Here is a 16,660-nt window from a genome sequence, read left to right as displayed (position 1 = left end):
CATGTCGATCAAGGTGCACGCCAGCGGGGTGAACAAACCCGCCGATCTGCCCCCTGCCCCGGTCACGCGCGCGCTGCTCAGCGTGTTCGACAAGACGGGGGTGCTGGAATTTGCCCGCGGCCTGCACGCACTGGGCGTGGAAATCCTCTCCACCGGCGGCACGGCCAAATTGCTGGCCGACAACGGCGTGCCAGTCATCGAGGTGTCGGACTACACCGGTTTTCCGGAAATGCTCGACGGCCGCGTCAAGACACTGCACCCGAAGGTGCACGGTGGCCTGCTGGCCCGGCGTGATCTGCCCGGCCACATGCAGGCACTGGATGAACACGGCATCGGCCGCATCGACCTGCTGGCCGTCAACCTCTATCCGTTCCAGCAGACCGTGGCCCGTCCGGACGTGACGCTGGACGAGGCCATCGAGAACATCGACATCGGCGGCCCGGCCATGCTGCGCGCGGCAGCCAAGAACCACGCCGGCGTGACGGTGGTGGTCGATCCAGCCGACTACGCCACCGTGCTGGCACAGCTGCAGACACAGAAAGCCGTCGATGGTCCCACCCGCTTCGGCCTGGCCGTCAAGGCCTATGGCCACACCGCCCAGTACGATGGCGCCGTGGCCAACCATCTGTCGGCCATTGCCACCAGCGGCGAAAAGGCTCCGCTGCCGCGCACCCTCACGCTGCAGTTCGAGCAGGTGCAGCCCATGCGCTATGGCGAGAACCCGCACCAGCACGCCGCCTTCTACCGCGAGGCCACGCCTGCGGCCGGTTCGCTGGCCACCTTCCACCAGCTGCAGGGCAAGGCGCTGTCGTACAACAACATCGCCGATGCCGATGCCGCCTGGGAGTGCGTCAAATCGTTCGAACAGACGGCCTGCGTGATCATCAAGCACGCCAATCCGTGCGGTGTGGCGGTGGGTGACACCACGCTGCAGGCCTACCGGCTGGCCTTTGCCACCGACCCCACCTCGGCCTTCGGCGGCATCATCGCCTTCAACCGGCCGGTGGACGGCGACACGGCCCAGGCCCTGTCGAAGCAGTTCGTCGAGGTGCTGCTGGCACCGGGCTTCTCCGAAGATGCACTGGCCATCATGAAGGGCAAGCCCAATGTGCGCCTGCTGGAGATCCCGATGGCCCACGCCAGCAACCGGCTCGACCTCAAGCGCGTCGGCGGCGGCCTGCTGGTGCAGGCGCCGGACGAGCATCGTCTGCAGGCCAGCGCCCTGAAGGTGGTCACGGAGCGCCAGCCCACCCCGCGCCAGCTGGCCGACCTGCTGTTTGCCTGGCAGGTGTGCCACTACGTGAAGTCCAACGCCATCGTCTACTGCAACAACGGCCAGACGCTGGGCATCGGCGCCGGCCAGATGAGCCGGGTGGACTCGGCCCGCATCGCCTCGATCAAGGCGGAGAATGCCGGACTGGACCTGCGCGGTTCGGTGGTGGCGTCCGACGCCTTCTTCCCGTTCCGCGACGGGCTGGACGTGGTGGTCGATGCCGGTGCCACGGCCGTCATCCAGCCGGGTGGCTCGATGCGCGACCAGGAGGTGATCGACGCCGCCAACGAGCGCGACGTGTGCATGGTGTTCACCGGCGTGCGCCACTTCCGCCACTGATCCATGCGCATCCTGGGCATAGACCCCGGCCTGCGCGCCACCGGGTTCGGCCTGATCGACACCCGGGGCGACGCGATGCGCTATGTGGCCAGTGGCGTCATCCGTTCGGGCGAAGGACACCTGCCCGAGCGGATCGGCCGCCTGCACCAGGGCATCGTCGAGCTGGTGCGTGAGTACCGGCCCACCGTGGCCGTGTGCGAGATCGTCTTCGTCAACGTCAACCCCAAGTCCACGCTGATGCTGGGCCAGGCCCGCGGCGCCGCCCTGGGGGCACTGGTCACGAGTGGCATGAAGGTGCACGAGTACACCGCCCTGCAGATCAAGCAGGCCGTGGTGGGCTATGGCCGCGCCACCAAGGAGCAGGTGCAGGAAATGGTCAAACGCCTGCTGTCGCTGCCCGGCGTACCCTCCACCGACGCGGCCGACGCACTGGCCTGCGCCATCTGCCACAATCATGGCGGCCCCGTCATCGGCAGCCTGGGACGCAGCCTGCGCTCCGGGCGGGTACTCTGATACATCCGGCAGCCCGCATGGCAGCATGCGGGCATGGCCCATGTACATCCCCGGTTGTCGTGCCGCTGACACTGGCAACGCATCACCGGCTGCCGGGATGTGGCCCATACAGGATGTGGCCCATATACATTCGCACGCGCCGTGTCGCATGACGCGAAAAATCACCGTCGCCCATCGGCCGAACGACCACTTCAGTCCGGCACTGTGTAAAATGCCAGTCTCAGCCTCCCGGCATTCCATCCGGTATTCCATCCTGCCATGATCGGTCGCATCCACGGCACCCTGGTGCACGTCAATCCACCCGACATTCTGGTCGACGCCCATGGCGTGGGCTATGAAATCTCGGTGCCCATGAGCACACTCTATGACCTGCCGCCGGCCGGCCAGCCCGTCACACTGGTCACCCACCTGGTGGTGCGGGAAGACGCCCAGCTGCTCTACGGTTTTCTCACCGAAGGCGAGCGCACGGCCTTCCGCGCCCTCATCAAGGTGTCGGGCATCGGGCCGCGCATGGCGCTGGCCGTGCTGTCGGGGCTGAGTGTCGACGACCTCTCCCGGGCCGTGGCCGAACAGGAAACCGGCCGCCTCACCCGCGTGCCCGGCGTGGGCAAGAAAACCGCCGAGCGCCTGCTGCTCGAACTGAAGGGCAAGCTGGCGCCGGTGGCCGAGGCAGCCCAGGGCGGCGGCGGTGTCCTCTTCTCCAGCAGCGGCGACATCCTGCGCGCCCTGGTGGCCCTGGGGTATTCCGAGAAGGAATCGGCCGCTGCCGTCAGTCGCCTGCCCGAGGACATCAGCGTCAAGGATGGCATCCGGCAGGCCCTGAAAGGGCTGGGGAAGAACTGAGCCATGCCCATCGAACACGACCGCCTGATCGACGCCGCCCCGGCCTCGATGCAGGAAGAACAGCTGGAAAAAGCGCTCCGCCCGCGCAAGCTGGCCGACTATGTGGGGCAGCGCAAGATTCGCCAGCAGCTCGACATCTTCATCGAGGCCAGCCGGCGCCGGCAGGAGGCACTGGACCACGTGCTGCTGTTCGGCCCGCCCGGGCTGGGCAAGACCACACTGGCGCACATCATCGCCGCCGAGATGGGCGTCAACCTCAAGCAGACCTCCGGCCCCGTGCTGGAGCGCCCCGGTGATCTGGCCGCACTGCTGACCGGGCTGGACCGCAACGACGTGCTGTTCATCGACGAGATCCACCGCCTCTCGCCGGTGGTGGAAGAAATCCTCTACCCCGCGCTGGAAGATTTCCAGATCGACATCATGATCGGCGAGGGACCGGCGGCCCGTTCCATCAAGCTGGACATCGCGCCCTTCACGCTGGTGGGCGCCACCACCCGCGCCGGCATGCTGACCAACCCGCTGCGCGACCGCTTCGGCATCGTGTCGCGCCTGGAGTTCTACGAGATCGACGAGCTGCAGGCCATCGTGCAGCGCTCGGCCCGGCTGCTGGGCGCCGACATTGCCGAAGACGGGGCCAACGAGATCGCCCGCCGCTCCCGTGGCACCCCCCGCATCGCCAACCGGCTGCTGCGCCGCGTGCGCGACTACGCCGAAATCCGCGCCGACGGCCGCATCACCGGCCCGGTGGCCGATGACGCCCTGGGCATGCTGGATGTGGACGCCATCGGCCTCGACATCATGGACCGCAAGCTGCTGCAGGTCATCATCGAGCGCTTCGGCGGCGGCCCCGTCGGTCTGGACAACGTGGCGGCGGCCATCGGCGAGGTGCGCGACACCATCGAGGATGTCATCGAACCCTACCTGATCCAGCAGGGCCTGCTGCAGCGCACCCCGCGCGGCCGCATGGTCACCGCCACCACCTGGGAGCACTTCGGGCTGCCCGTGCCCAGCAGCGATAAGGCCGGGGACTGAGCCCCGCTTCCAGCCGGGTGGCGCCGATACCACAGCGGCATGCGGGCCAGTGCGGCAGAGCTGCAACAGGCCAGTTAGAATCGCTCCGTGATACAACTGCATTCAATCGATGTCCGGGTCTACTACGAAGACACGGACGCGGGTGGCATCGTCTACTACGCAAACTACCTCCGGTTCTTCGAGCGTGCGCGCAGCGACTGGTTGCGCGCGCAGGGCGTCGACCACCAGCGGCTGGCTGCCCAGAATGGTCTTGCGCTGGTCGTGCGCCGCTGTGCCATCGAGTACCACCGCCCGGCCCGGCTGGACGACCTGCTCGCCGTCGACACCTGCCTGACCGATCCGGCCCTGGACATCCGCCGCGCCTCGATCCGGCTCCAGCACCGTGCCCGCAACCGGGCCGATGGCAGCCTGCTGGTCTCCGGCCCCGTCCAGATCGCCTGCGTCGAGCTGGCCACCATGCGCCCGGCCCCGCTGCCGGACGAGGTGTTCAACCGGCTGCGCAGCCACGCCATGTCCCTGCCGGCAGACCCGGGCACACCCTGACCCGGTGCACGCGCCTGACGTGCGCCTGTCGGCGAATATCCCGGCTCAGACGTTCTGAGCCTTTCACAGGACCCAACCGATTTTCCCGATGAACGCCCAAGACCTCTCGATCCTGTCCATGATCACCAACGCCAGCGTGCTGGCCCAGGCGGTCATGGCCCTGCTGCTGGTGATCTCCCTGGTGTCGTGGACGATCATCTTCCGCAAGTGGTTCACCATCAAGTCGGCGCAGCGCGCCACCAACCGCTTCGAAGAAAAGTTCTGGCAGGGGGCCGAACTCAACGCCCTCTATCAGGAAGTCTCCCACGCCAGCAAGGATCCCGGCCCCATGGCCCGCATCTTCGAGGCCGGCATGAAGGAGTTCCGCCGTGCCCGCCAGAACGGCGCCACGGGCGGTGCCGATGCCAGCAATGTCGTGCTGGCCCCCGCCTCCCGCGCCATGCGCGCCGCCTTCCAGCGTGAAATGGACGCACTGGAATCGTCGTTGGCCTTCCTGGCCTCGGCCGGTTCGGTCAGCCCGTACATCGGCCTGTTCGGCACCGTCTGGGGCATCATGAACGCCTTCCGCGGCCTGGCCGACGTGCAGCAGGCCACCCTGGCCTCCGTCGCCCCGGGCATTGCCGAGGCACTGGTGGCCACCGCCATCGGTCTCTTTGCCGCCATTCCGGCCGTGGTGGCCTACAACCGCTACGCCTATGAAATCGAGCGCCTGGCCAACCGTTTCGAGACCTTCATCGACGAGTTCTCGAACATCCTCGACCGTCACGCCCGCTGATCATGCCTGCCACCCCTACCCGTCGTCGCGGGCGCGGCAAGCGCCTGGTCAGTGACATCAACGTCGTCCCCTACATCGACGTGATGCTGGTGCTGCTGGTGATCTTCATGGTCACCGCGCCCTTCGTGCCCACCAGCACCATCGACCTGCCCACCGTGGACGCCACCCCACGCCAGCCCGAACCCTACATCGAGGTGCAGGTGGCGGCCGACGGCAAGCTCACGCTGCAGCCCCGCAACCAGCCCGGTTCGCACGAAATCGAGGTCACCCGCGACAAACTGGCCGGCGAACTCAAGCAGCTGCTGGCCAGCAGCGAGGAGCAGGGCCTGCGGGGCCAGCCGGTCGTCATCAGTGGCGACAAGCAGGTCCGCTACGAAACCATCCTCGAGGTGATGGGTGACATCAAGCAGCAGGGTGTCTCGCGCGTGGGCCTGATGGTCAAGCCACGGTCCGGCGCCGCCCGCGCCTCCTGATTCCACTTCCTTCGCGCGCATGGCCAGACAGCACGCCGATCCCACCCTCCAGGGCAGCAACGCGCACAGCCTGCTGTCCTTCCTGCTCGCCCTGCTGATGCACGCAGGGCTGGGCGTGCTGCTGTTCGTCGGCATCAGCTGGCAGCAGCCACAGCCCGAGGTGGTGCAGGCCGAACTCTGGATCCCGATGGAAGACCTGCCGTCGCCCGAAGAGGTCCAGCAGCAGGCACAGCCCGAACCCCAGCCCGCGCCCGAACCTCCAGCGCCGGCCCCCACGCCGGCGCCCAAAGCCGCACCTGCTCCCGAACCGGAGCCCACCGCTGCCCAGCAGCCCGACCCGGCCATCGCCATCGCGAAGGCGAAGGAAGAGGCCGAGCGCAAGGCCGCCGAGGCCCGCAGGGAAGAAGAGAAGCGCCGCAAGGCCGAGGAAGAGAAGCAGCGTCAGGAAGCCGAGGCCCGCGAGCGTGAACGCGCCCGCCAGCAGGAAGAAAAACGCCAGGCCGAACAGAAACGCCAGGCGGAAGAAAAGCGCAGGGCCGAGGAACAGGCCCGCCGCGAGCGGGAAGAAGCCGAGCGCAGGGCCGCCGAAGAGAAACAGCGCGAGGAAGCCCGGAAGAAACAGCAGGAAGAGGCCCGTCAGCGCAAGCTGGCCGAGGAAAAGGCCGCGCAGGAAAAGGCCGAGAAGGAAAAGGCGGCACGCAAGGCAGCCGAAGAGAAGGCCGTCGCTGAAAAGGCAGCCGCCGAAAAGGCCGCCCAGCAGCGCAAGGCAGCCGAGGCCCGCCGCAAGGCCGCCGTGTCGGCCCTGCTCAGCCAGGCCGGTGATGCCGAGAGCACCACCGTCCACGGCAGCACCAGCGGCTCCCGCGATGCCGGCTATGCCGCCCGCGTCAGCTCGGCCATCCGCGGCAACACCACGTTCACCCAGTACGTGTCGGGCAACCCGCAGGCCGTCTTCGATGTCCGCCTCAGCGCCAGCGGCAAGGTGCTGGATGTCAAGCTGAAGCAGAGCAGCGGCAACGGCGCCTGGGACAGTGCCGCCGAACGGGCCATCCGGCGTACCGACCCCTTCCCCTGCCCGAAAACCGGCAGCTGTGAGACCACCCTGGAAATCCATCACGGCCCACAGGATTGAGTCATAATCGAATGATGAACAGACGCGCATTCCATCTTGGTACCCTGGCCATCGCCCTGGGGCTGACCACACCCCTGTACGCGCAGACCATGCGGATCGACGTCAGTGGCGTGGGTGCCCGCCAGGTACCCCTCGCCCTGGCGCCCTTTGCGGGCACCGGCTCGCTGCCCCGCACGCTCGACACCGTCATCGGTGACGATCTCAAGCGCAGCGGCATGTTCCGGCTGGTCAACGTCACCGGCTCGTACAGCGAGAACACCCCACTCGACATGAGCGCCCTGCGCAGCCAGGGTGCCGACTCGATCCTCGTCGGCTCGGTCAACCCGGTGGCCAACGCGCGGGTCGAATTCCGCTACAAGCTGGCCGACACCATCCGCCAGTCGGTCCTGTCCGAGGCCACCATGACGGCCGGCGAGAACGACGTGCGCCTGGCGGGTCACCGCATCGCCGACACCGTCTACGAGAAGCTCACCGGCATCAAGGGCATCTTCTCCACCCGCATCGCCTTCGTGAGCAAGCAGGGCAACCGCTACCGCCTCAACGTGGCCGACTGGGACGGGCAGAACGTCCAGACTGCCCTCAACGCCACCGAACCCATCATCTCGCCCACCTGGTCGCCCGACGGCAAGCGGCTGGCCTACGTCTCGTTCGAAACGCAGAAACCCGTGGTCTACGTGCATGACCTGGCCACCGGACAGCGCCGGGCCGTGGCCCAGTTCAAGGGCAGCAACAGTGCCCCGGCCTGGTCGCACGACGGCCGCAACCTGGCCGTCACCCTCACCCGCGACGGCGGTTCGCAGATCTACCAGGTCAGTGCCGAGGGCGGCCAGAGCGCGCGCCGGCTCACCCAGTCCAGCAGCATCGACACCGAGCCGGTGTACTCGCCCGACGGCAAGTTCCTCTACTTCACCTCCGACCGCGGCGGTGCCCCGCAGATCTACCGCATGCCCGCCACCGGCGGTGCCGCCACCCGGGTCACCTTCGGCTCGTCCTACAATGTCTCGCCGCGCATGAGTCCCGATGGCCGCAACATGGCCTACGTCACCCAGCGCGACGGGCGTTTTCTCATCGCCCTCAAGAACCTCGAAAGCGGCGAAGAGAAGCTCCTCACCGACACCGGCGAGGAAGAATCACCCAGCTTCTCCCCGAACGGCCAGTGGGTCATGTACACCACCCGCGCCGGCGGCCGTGAGTACCTGATGGCCGTCTCCGTCGACGGACGCATCAAGCAGCGCCTGTCCAGCGACACCGGCAACGTGCGCGAGCCCGCCTGGGGCCCGTTCACCTGGTAATAATTTCAAATCAACAGGAGCCCACCGATGTTTTCCTCCCTGAACAAACGCCGTCTGCTCAGCCTGGGGCTGGGCCTTGCCATCCTGAGCGGCTGCACATCGGTCGACCTGGGTGAGTCCGAAGAGCACCAGGTCAGCCCCGCCGACGAAGCCAGCCAGAACGCCGATGCCAACGGCATGAACGGCGGCAACGCCAATGGCGTCAACGGCCACGACATCACCCCCATCGAAGGGCAGGATCCCAACGCCGATCCGCTCAACGACCCGAACAGCCCGCTGGCCCAGCGCGACATCTTCTTCGAATTCGACAGCTTCGCCATCCTGCCCGAGTACCAGGGCATCGTCGAGGCCCATGCCAACTACCTGTCCCAGCATCGTGACAAGCATGTCGTGCTGGAAGGCAACACCGACGAATTCGGCAGCCGCGAATACAACCTCGCCCTCGGCCAGAAACGTGCCGATGCCGTGCGCCGTGCCCTGAGCACCCTCGGCGTGGACGAGAACCAGATGGAATCCATCAGCTTCGGCGAAGAGAAGCCCCGTGCCCAGGGCACCGATGACGCTGCCCGTTCGCAAAACCGCCGCGTCGACATCAAGTACCGCTGATACGGCGCCCGGCTTCCCCGGCCGCCCCCTCTGGAACCGACCATGATGCTTCTGCGCACCCGCCCCGCCCCCCTCAAGGCCACGGCGCTGGCCCTGCTGCTGGGCACCAGCCTGCAGCTGGCCGCCCTGCCCGCCCACGCCGCCATCTTCGGCGACGACGAGGCACGGCAGGCCGTCCTGAACCTGCGTACCAAGGTCGATGGCCTGCAGCGCGACTTCTCCCGCCAGCTCAACGAGCTGTCCCGCAAGCAGAACGACATCGAGCAGCGCCTGGGCCGGCTGGAGGTCAGCCAGAAGGCCGGCCTCTCGCGCCAGAACGACATCGACAGCCTGCGCCAGGAAGTGGCCCAGCTGCGTGGCCAGCTGGAAGATGCCCTCAACCAGCTGCAGGAAGCGCAGAAAAACCAGCAGACTGCCTCGGCCGACATCGACTCGCGCCTCAAGCGCTTCGAACCGGTGGAGGTGACGGTCGATGGCCGCAAGTTCACGGTCGAACAGACCGAGAAGCGGGAATTCGACGAAGCCCTGGGCCTGTTCCGCAAGAGCAGCTTCAAGGCCGCCGACCAGGCCTTTGCCGCCTTTGCCAAGGCCCACCCCGAAAGCCCGTACCTGCCCACGGCCCTCTACTGGCAGGGTGGCGCCCAGTATGCCCAGGGCAGTTACAAAACGGCCATCAGCACCCTGCAGGACCTCATCAAGCGCTTCCCCGACGGGCCACGCACGGCCGACGCCCTGCTGCTGATCGGCAATGCCCAGTCCGACGCCGGCAACGACAGGGCCGCCCGCCAGACCTTCACGCGCATCACGCGGGAATTTGCCGGCAGTGGCGCTGCCAACGCGGCGAAGGAACGTCTCAAGGGGCTTTGAGGCAATTGGGCAGGTCTCATTCTCCCTGCATCATCTGGCCCGGCCAGCTGGTTCCATCCGGCAGGCGTTTCACCCGTGTGACCTGCCCACGCAGTCCCGGGGCAAGCCCGGTCGGCTGCAACGCTGCCGCCGATGGATGACGACCGGTCCACACAGCACCGGAGCGAATCGAGCCCCATCCAAAAATTTTTCGGGCAGGGCTTGCAAAGCCCAAAAAGCCCTGATATCATGCTGTTTATTCGCTGATCGACAAACGCAGCGAACGACTTGCAGACAGCAGCTAACGGTTTGCAAGTTTTTATTTTGGGTCGTTAGCTCAGTTGGTAGAGCAGCGGACTTTTAATCCGTTGGTCGTAGGTTCGAGCCCTACACGACCCACCAGTTTTTTGAGAAAAGCACTTACCTCGGAAACGTCGTAAGTGCTTTTTTTTTCGAAAACAGGAGAGCGTCATGAAAGCCTACAAAGTTATCGGTGCGATTCCTGAAGTCTTCTCGTTGAAACCCAGCGATTACAGCCGCTTCATGGTTCGCTCATCGCCATCTATGATGATGCATCGAAACTGGAAACAGGTTGGCGCCCGCCTGGCCCAGGCCATTGAAGCCGTCGATACAGAAATTTCGACTTCCCATAAGGTCGTGAAAGATGGCAAGAGCGAAGAGAAAGACAGGTCAACAATCGGGTACTTCGCCGCAAGCCCGTCCGTATCGCGAGTCAAATAGTTTTACGCCACAACAGGAACTTGCGGAGATCTCCCACATCCTTCCTGGCCAGGTTCCCGTTTCTGAAAGAGTTCGGGAGCTGGCGCGGGGAGAGCTTTATCAAGGCCCCATCCCACATCCAGATATTTTCAGGGGCTATGGCGAGGTCATCCCTGACGCTCCCGAACGGATATTACGCGTATTTGAACAGGACTCAGCCCACGCCCGGGACATTCAGAATACCGCGTTGCGCCTGCAGCAAGAAGACAACAGGCGCGTCCACTGGATGGCCTACAGCCTGATAGCAGGGTGATACATGCTCGCAGGATTTTTCGCGTATCTGGACAAAGATACCCTGGCAATTGCCCTATGAGGCAGAATAGGTGTCCGATGTATAGACTTCCATAACCCGAGGGCGAAACAGGACAAGGAACGTGGCCAGATACGGAAAGGCATTCAAGGACAGGGCAGTGGCCAGACTGCTGCCACCGGAGAGCGCTCCGGTGGACGTGGTGTCGCAGGAGCTGCACATCTCGGCAGCAACGCTGGAACGGTGGCGTGCCGCTGCGCTGGCGGCGCCCGACAAGGAGCGCATCTGGACGCCGGCTGCACGCATGCAGGCCATCATTGCCACGGCAGCGATGGACGAGGCCAGCCGCAACGCCTGGTGCCGCGAGAAAGGCATCTATCCCCAGGAACTGGAGCTGTGGCGAGAGACAGCCACCCATTCCCTTGAAAACCCGGAAGAGGCCTCACAGAAGGTGCAGCGCGTCACCCAGGCCACCCGGCGCCGGGTCAAGGAGCTGGAGCGGGATTTGAGGCGCAAGGAGAAGGCGCTGGCCGAGACCACTGCGTTGCTGGTTCTGCAAAAAAAGTTGGATGCGATCTTCCATCCGGACGGGGGCGGGGACACATGACAGCCCTGGAAGATCGCCGAATCATCGTCCGGCACATCGACGAGGCCCATGCAGCCGGAGCCCGGCTTGTGCCGGCCTGCAAGGTCGCTGGCATCACGGCCAGAACCCTGCAGCGCTGGCGCACAGAGGACGGCCAGGTCCTGCCTGATGGGCGTCCCACGTCCAGCCGGCCCCGGCCGGCCCACGCACTGACCGAGGAAGAGAAAGCGCTCATGCTGGCCACTGCCAACGCCCCCCGCTTTGCCGACTTGCCACCGGCACGCATCGTGCCGATGCTGGCCGATGAGGGCGTCTACATCGCCAGCGAATCGAGCTTTCAGCGCGTGCTGCGTGCAGCCGGGCAGAACCGTCGCAGGGGGCGGGCTCGTTCCCCTGCCAGACATCGTCCTCCCACCACACACGTGGCCACCGCACCGGGTCAGGTCTGGTGCTGGGACATGACGTACCTGCCCAGCAAGGTCCGGGGCCAGTGGTTTTACCTGTACCTGATCATGGACCTGTACAGCCGCAAGATCGTGGGCTGGGAGATCCATGAGCAGGACAGCGCCGAGCATGCCGTGCGGCTGCTCAGGCGTGTGGCGCTCTCGGAAGATATTCATGCAAAACCTCAGCGTCCGGTGCTGCACGGTGACAATGGCAGCACGCTCAAGGCCACCACGGTACTGGCCATGCTGAACTGGCTGGGTATCCGGCCCTCCTACTCGCGGCCGCGCGTCTCGGACGACAATGCATTTGTGGAGGCGCTGTTCAAGACGGCCAAGTACCGGCCGGAGTTCCCTGCGGGTGGTGTGGCCAGTCTGGATGAGGCTCGGCAGTGGGGGCACCGGTTCGTGGCCTGGTACAACGACGAGCACCGGCACAGCCGGATTGGCTACGTGACGCCGAGCCAGCGACATTGCGGACAGGACGTGGACATTCTGCAGGCCCGGCACCGTCTGTACGAGATGGCGCGCAGCCAGACACCATCACGCTGGTCGGGCAATACCCGCAACTGGCAACCCATCACGAGGGTCACGCTCAACCCGGAGCGTGACAGCGTGGCTCAGGCAGCCATCAATCCGCGCGATAACGGACAGGTGGCTGCATGATCCATCGGACAACTGCCTTGACTTTCACCGATTGCCATGCTGTGCTCTACCCTCGCGGGAACCATTGCCAGCTTCTTCCAGCAAAAATCAGTGGAAAGCCGCAACAAGGACAGGCATTGAATCTGTTTCGCTGGATAAGGGGTCACTCCTCCTCCGGCCCCTCCAGCGCCTCGAACCCCATCCCCTCGATTTCCGGCAGCTGCGCCCCCGCAATGCCCTGCAGATCGCCATACATGCCGGTCATGCCGGCCACCATCCGGTCGATCTGCGCCTGACGCTTGGCCCACTGTTTCTGGATCACCTTGCGTTCCCTGTCCAGATCATCCTGCATGGCATCGAAAGCTTCGCGAATGGCGCTGACCCGATGCCGGAAATGCGGTCCGGTCAGGTACTGATACACCAGTTCGGCCTTGCCCTGCAGCCCCTCCCCCGCCAGCCGGGTCTGATGCACCTGCAGAATGGACGTGCGCAGCAGGTTGGCCACCGCCAGCGCCGTTCGCGGCCCCGTCACCCACACCCCTTCCCGCACATCGAAGGTCTCGATCTCCTTCGGCAGCGCCTGGCTGACCAGAATGGCCACGTCCGCCTTGGCCGCCCGCTGGTCGTTGCGCAGCTTCTCCAGCCAGCCCTCGCTCCAGTTGCGCGTGCGCTTCGATTCCCACAGGATCCGTCCCGCCACCTGGCCACTCTGGCTCAGCACCGTGTGCAGCACATCACCGCCGAACTCGCCCTTTGGCACCGGGTCGATGGTGTCGAACGCAAAGCGCTGGCGCAGGGTGTTTTCCAGATCCAGCTCCTGCGCCTCGCCCTGCAGCTGCTGCGAGCCCTGTTCGGCCCGCTGCTTCAGCTCGGCAATCTTCTGCTGCATCGAGGCAATCATCTGGTCCTTCTCCACCACCTTCAGGCGCAGGCTTTCCTCGGCCTCCTGCCGGGCCTTGCCGCGTACCGCCTCCAGCCCTTCCGACACACGCTTCTCCACCGTCAGATCCAGCTCCCGGCGGGCATCCTCCAGCTCGCGCTGCCTGCGCAGCATGTCGGCCTGGGCCTGCTGCGCCTCGGCCAGCTTCGCATCACGCGCCTTCAGCACCTCCTGCAGCTCGGCCAGCGCCTTTCGGCCTGCGGCCAGCTCATCGGCCGCCGCCGCCTTTGCCTTGCGTGCCTCCTCCGCCACCACACGCTCACGCTCGGTGCGCAGCCTTGTCTCCACCTGTTCGGTCACCTGCGCCTGCAGCTGGCGGGTCTGCTCGGCAAGCGCCGTCTCGCGCTCGGCCATGGCTTTGGCCTGCGTCTGCAGCTGCGCCTCGCGCTGGGCAAAGTCGGCATCCCTGGCCGCCAGCTGCCGCTCGTACTGCTCGCGGGTGGCCGCCACCAGGGGCGCCGCCAGCGATTCGGTCAGCCGCACCGTGGTATGGCAATTGGGACAGGTGATGGTGGGTTCGGACATGGCAAATGCAGCAGAAAGCGTGAAAAGAAAAAACCGGAGAGCGCCACCGCGCAAGGCTTCGCACCTGATGCAGCAGACGCGGGTCAGCGTATGTGACGGGTTCATGCGCCCCCCAAACCGACCCCGGCGCCGTGCCGGCAGAATGCCGCGCAGGCAAGGCCGACTGCCTTGCCGGACAGGGCAGCGCCGGCAGAACAACGGATGATATCCGCCCTCCCGGGCGCCGGACCAACACCGACCCAACATCGCCACAACATCGCCACAACATCGCCACAACACCGCCACAACATCGGCGCAACACCAGCCACCACCGTTGCAATATTCAGAATCGGCATGTCGTTCGGCAAAAGCCTTCGTTCGCACAGGGGCAATGCCACGCTTATCTTTGGGGGCAATAATCCAACGACAGACACATCATGACACCCGGCACCCCGCTTCCCCCCGAACTGCTGTTCCAGCTTGGAACCCTGTCGCCCCTGCAACTGGCCTGGCTCTCGGGCTACTGCTGGTCCCAGTGCACGCAGGCCGATGCCATGCTGCGCGCGGCAGCGGGCCTACCGCTGGCAACACCGAACGGCGCCGCAGGCTTCCCCTCGCCCTTTGCCGGGCAGCCTCAACCGTCCTCACCTGCCCCGGCCGGCTTTGCACCGGCAGGCGCCGCACAGCCCTTCTTCAACCAGGCGCCATTTCCGCAGGGACAGCCCTTTCCCGGACAGTTCCCGTCTGGGCAGGAGGGGGCGGGACAACCCTCCCCCGCCCAGGCCGTCCCGGCCACCGGCACGACAGCAGGTACCGCAGCGGCTTCCCGCCGCATCACCATCCTGTCGGCCTCGCAGACCGGCAATGCCCGCCGGGTGGCCCAGCAGCTGCACGACAGCCTGAAGGACGCCGGCCTGCACCCCAGCCTGGCCAGCGTGGGCGACTACAAGAGCAAGACACTGCCCGACGAGGACATCGTGCTGCTGCTCACCTCCACCCAGGGCGAGGGCGAGCCACCAGAAGAGGCGGTGCCCCTGCACAAGTTCCTGTTTGGCAAGAAATCCCCCAAACTGGATGCCCTGCATTTTGCCGTGCTGGGGCTGGGGGATTCGTCCTATCCCAAGTTCTGTCAGGCCGGCCGCGACTTCGACGCACAACTGGAAAAACTGGGTGCCCGGCGCCTGCACGAACGCACCGACTGCGATCTGGATTTTCAGGCAACCGCAAGCGCGTGGGTAACTGCCGTCACGGAAAAACTGCAGAAAATCGCGGCTGCACCGCAGGCAGGATCCGTCGACGCAGCAACAGCCGGAGCGACCGGAACGACAGGCATGCCCGGACAACCGGGGCAGCAGGCTTCCCAGGGACAGCCCGCCATGCCCGGACAGCCCGGTTCGGCGGCAGCCAGCCCGTTCGGCTTTCCCTTTGGCACGCCCTTCGGCAACCCGTTTGCCGCCCCGGCTGGCGGATTCGTTCCGGGACAGGGATTTCCGCCGGGCACGGGTGTGCCCCCCGCACCGGGCATGGCGCCGGGCGTCTACCCCCATGCCCCCGCCTTTGCCGCCTTCCAGGGCGCCGGCGCCGCCATGGCCATGACCCCGGAAGCCGGCGCGGCCACCGCAGCGCCCGAAGCGGAACCCGCCGTCAGTGCCTGGACCCGCAACGCCCCCTTCACGGCCACGCTGTCCACCCGCCAGAAAATCACCTCGCGAAATGCCGAAAAGGATGTACAGCACATCGAAATCGACCTGGAAGGCTCGGGCATCCAGTACCAGCCCGGAGATGCACTGGGTGTCTGGCCCGTCAATGCCCCGGCACTGGTGAGCGAGATTCTGGAGCGTCACAAACTGGACGGCACGGAAACGGTGAAACTGGCCGACGGCAGCGAAGCCACGCTGCGCGACGCCCTCACCCACCATGCCGACATCACGCAGAATACGCCCACACTGGTGGAGCAGTACGCAGCGCTGAGCAAGCTGCGCCCGCTGCAGGAACTGGTGGAAGACCGCAAGGCGCTCGACGCGCTGCTGGCCACCACGCCCCCGGTGGGCCTCTTTGCCGAGTACCCCCATCCGCTGCCGGCGCAGCAGCTCTTCAGCCTGTTCCGCCCGCAGTCGCCGCGTCTGTACTCCATTGCCTCGGCCCAGGACGAGGTGGGCGATGCCGTGCATCTGACCGTGGGCGTGGTGCACCTGCGCCACCATGGCCAGCACTACATGGGTGCAGCCTCCGGCTATCTGGGCCATCTGCTGGAAGAAGATGACGACGTGCGCGTCTTCATCGAACCCAACCGGAATTTCCGCCTGCCGGCCGACGACGACACCCCCATCATCATGATCGGCGCAGGCACGGGCGTGGCTCCGTTCCGTGCCTTCATGCAGCAGCGGGGTGCGGCGGGTGCCACCGGAAAGAACTGGCTGATTTTCGGGAACCAGCGCTTCACCGACGACTTCCTGTATCAGGCCGAATGGCTGCAGTACCGCAAGAGCGGCCTGTTGACCCGTGCCGATCTGGCCTGGTCCCGGCAGGGCGAGCACAAGGTCTATGTGCAGCACAAGCTGCAGGAAGCCGGTGCCGATGTCTGGCAGTGGCTGCAGGAAGGCGCGCACGTCTATGTTTGCGGCGACGCCACCCGCATGGCCCGTGACGTGGAAAATGCCCTGCTCGACATCATTCGCACCCACGGCAGACTGGATGAGGACGATGCCGACGATTATCTGAACACCCTGCGCGAAGACCGTCGCTACCAGCGGGACGTCTACTGACCACGACTGCACCGCACCAGCCGGGGATACCGGAACGATTCACTGACCACGACCGTGCCAGCCAGGGACACCAGAACGGG

At 65.9% G+C, this 16,660-nt stretch carries 16 protein-coding genes and 1 tRNA gene; 16 read left to right on the top strand and 1 reads right to left on the bottom strand.

Annotated features, from left to right (window positions below; translation table 11 throughout):
* The first annotated feature begins 1 nt into the window (after window position 1).
* The 15 genes from purH to EHV23_RS13920 all read left to right on the top strand — a co-directional run bounded on the left by purH (window position 2) and on the right by EHV23_RS13920 (window position 12,392).
* On the top strand, window positions 2–1,612 hold the full coding sequence (purH, locus tag EHV23_RS13985; protein WP_125096604.1) for a bifunctional phosphoribosylaminoimidazolecarboxamide formyltransferase/IMP cyclohydrolase: 1,611 nt from the start codon (window positions 2–4) through the stop codon (window positions 1,610–1,612).
* Between the two features lie 3 nt (window positions 1,613–1,615).
* Window positions 1,616–2,125: a crossover junction endodeoxyribonuclease RuvC gene (gene ruvC / locus EHV23_RS13980; RefSeq protein WP_125096603.1), complete on the top strand. Its 510-nt coding sequence runs from the start codon at window positions 1,616–1,618 to the stop codon at window positions 2,123–2,125.
* Between the two features lie 258 nt (window positions 2,126–2,383).
* The gene (gene ruvA / locus EHV23_RS13975) at window positions 2,384–2,968 is read left to right on the top strand and encodes a Holliday junction branch migration protein RuvA (RefSeq protein ID WP_125096602.1); all 585 of its coding nucleotides are present in this window, start codon (window positions 2,384–2,386) and stop codon (window positions 2,966–2,968) included.
* 3 nt (window positions 2,969–2,971) lie between these two features.
* The gene (gene ruvB, locus EHV23_RS13970) at window positions 2,972–4,000 is read left to right on the top strand and encodes a Holliday junction branch migration DNA helicase RuvB (protein WP_125096601.1); all 1,029 of its coding nucleotides are present in this window, start codon (window positions 2,972–2,974) and stop codon (window positions 3,998–4,000) included.
* Window positions 4,001–4,087: 87 nt separating this feature from the next.
* On the top strand, window positions 4,088–4,543 hold the full coding sequence (gene ybgC, locus EHV23_RS13965) for a tol-pal system-associated acyl-CoA thioesterase (RefSeq protein ID WP_125096600.1): 456 nt from the start codon (window positions 4,088–4,090) through the stop codon (window positions 4,541–4,543).
* Between the two features lie 88 nt (window positions 4,544–4,631).
* Window positions 4,632–5,318: a protein TolQ gene (gene tolQ / locus EHV23_RS13960; RefSeq protein ID WP_125096599.1), complete on the top strand. Its 687-nt coding sequence runs from the start codon at window positions 4,632–4,634 to the stop codon at window positions 5,316–5,318.
* Window positions 5,319–5,320: 2 nt separating this feature from the next.
* Window positions 5,321–5,791: an ExbD/TolR family protein gene (locus tag EHV23_RS13955; protein ID WP_125096598.1), complete on the top strand. Its 471-nt coding sequence runs from the start codon at window positions 5,321–5,323 to the stop codon at window positions 5,789–5,791.
* 19 nt (window positions 5,792–5,810) lie between these two features.
* Entirely contained in the window at window positions 5,811–6,923 is a 1,113-nt protein-coding gene (gene tolA / locus EHV23_RS13950; protein WP_125096597.1) for a cell envelope integrity protein TolA, read from the top strand.
* A 14-nt stretch (window positions 6,924–6,937) separates the two neighbouring features.
* Window positions 6,938–8,215 (top strand): Tol-Pal system beta propeller repeat protein TolB, encoded by a 1,278-nt coding sequence (gene tolB, locus EHV23_RS13945; RefSeq protein ID WP_125096887.1) that lies wholly within the window; start codon window positions 6,938–6,940, stop codon window positions 8,213–8,215.
* Window positions 8,216–8,242: 27 nt separating this feature from the next.
* Window positions 8,243–8,821 carry a peptidoglycan-associated lipoprotein Pal gene (pal, locus tag EHV23_RS13940; protein WP_125096596.1) on the top strand — a complete coding sequence of 193 codons (579 nt, stop codon included), beginning with the start codon at window positions 8,243–8,245 and terminating at the stop codon, window positions 8,819–8,821.
* A gap of 42 nt (window positions 8,822–8,863) precedes the next feature.
* On the top strand, window positions 8,864–9,688 hold the full coding sequence (gene ybgF, locus EHV23_RS13935; RefSeq protein ID WP_125096595.1) for a tol-pal system protein YbgF: 825 nt from the start codon (window positions 8,864–8,866) through the stop codon (window positions 9,686–9,688).
* A 305-nt stretch (window positions 9,689–9,993) separates the two neighbouring features.
* Window positions 9,994–10,069: transfer RNA gene (locus EHV23_RS13930), tRNA-Lys, on the top strand.
* A 69-nt stretch (window positions 10,070–10,138) separates the two neighbouring features.
* Window positions 10,139–10,408, top strand: coding sequence for a hypothetical protein (locus tag EHV23_RS15360; RefSeq protein WP_158615989.1), 270 nt, complete (start codon window positions 10,139–10,141; stop codon window positions 10,406–10,408).
* Window positions 10,332–10,700 (top strand): DUF2335 domain-containing protein, encoded by a 369-nt coding sequence (locus EHV23_RS16675; RefSeq protein ID WP_125096594.1) that lies wholly within the window; start codon window positions 10,332–10,334, stop codon window positions 10,698–10,700. Before EHV23_RS15360 ends, EHV23_RS16675 begins: the two co-directional genes overlap by 77 nt.
* A 121-nt stretch (window positions 10,701–10,821) precedes the next feature.
* Window positions 10,822–12,392, top strand: a protein-coding gene (locus EHV23_RS13920; protein WP_125096502.1) for an IS3 family transposase whose coding sequence is annotated in 2 segments (ribosomal slippage) — window positions 10,822–11,269 and window positions 11,269–12,392 — 1,572 coding nt in all. Because the reading frame shifts where the segments join, the coding sequence is not laid out codon by codon here.
* A gap of 142 nt (window positions 12,393–12,534) precedes the next feature.
* On the opposite strand, the gene EHV23_RS13915 is transcribed toward EHV23_RS13920, so the two are convergent.
* Entirely contained in the window at window positions 12,535–13,836 is a 1,302-nt protein-coding gene (locus EHV23_RS13915; RefSeq protein ID WP_125096593.1) for a DUF2130 domain-containing protein, read from the bottom strand.
* Window positions 13,837–14,252: 416 nt separating this feature from the next.
* Here EHV23_RS13915 and EHV23_RS16240 point away from each other — a divergent pair, with 416 nt between their 5' ends.
* Complete coding sequence (locus EHV23_RS16240) at window positions 14,253–16,580, top strand: diflavin oxidoreductase (protein ID WP_238990466.1); 2,328 nt, start codon at window positions 14,253–14,255, stop codon at window positions 16,578–16,580.
* The last annotated feature ends 80 nt before the right edge of the window (window positions 16,581–16,660 follow it).

Origin of the sequence: Lautropia dentalis, from assembly GCF_003892345.1 — a bacterium.
GTDB lineage: Bacteria > Pseudomonadota > Gammaproteobacteria > Burkholderiales > Burkholderiaceae_E > Lautropia > Lautropia dentalis.
This window is presented reverse-complemented; position numbering and strand designations above follow the sequence as displayed.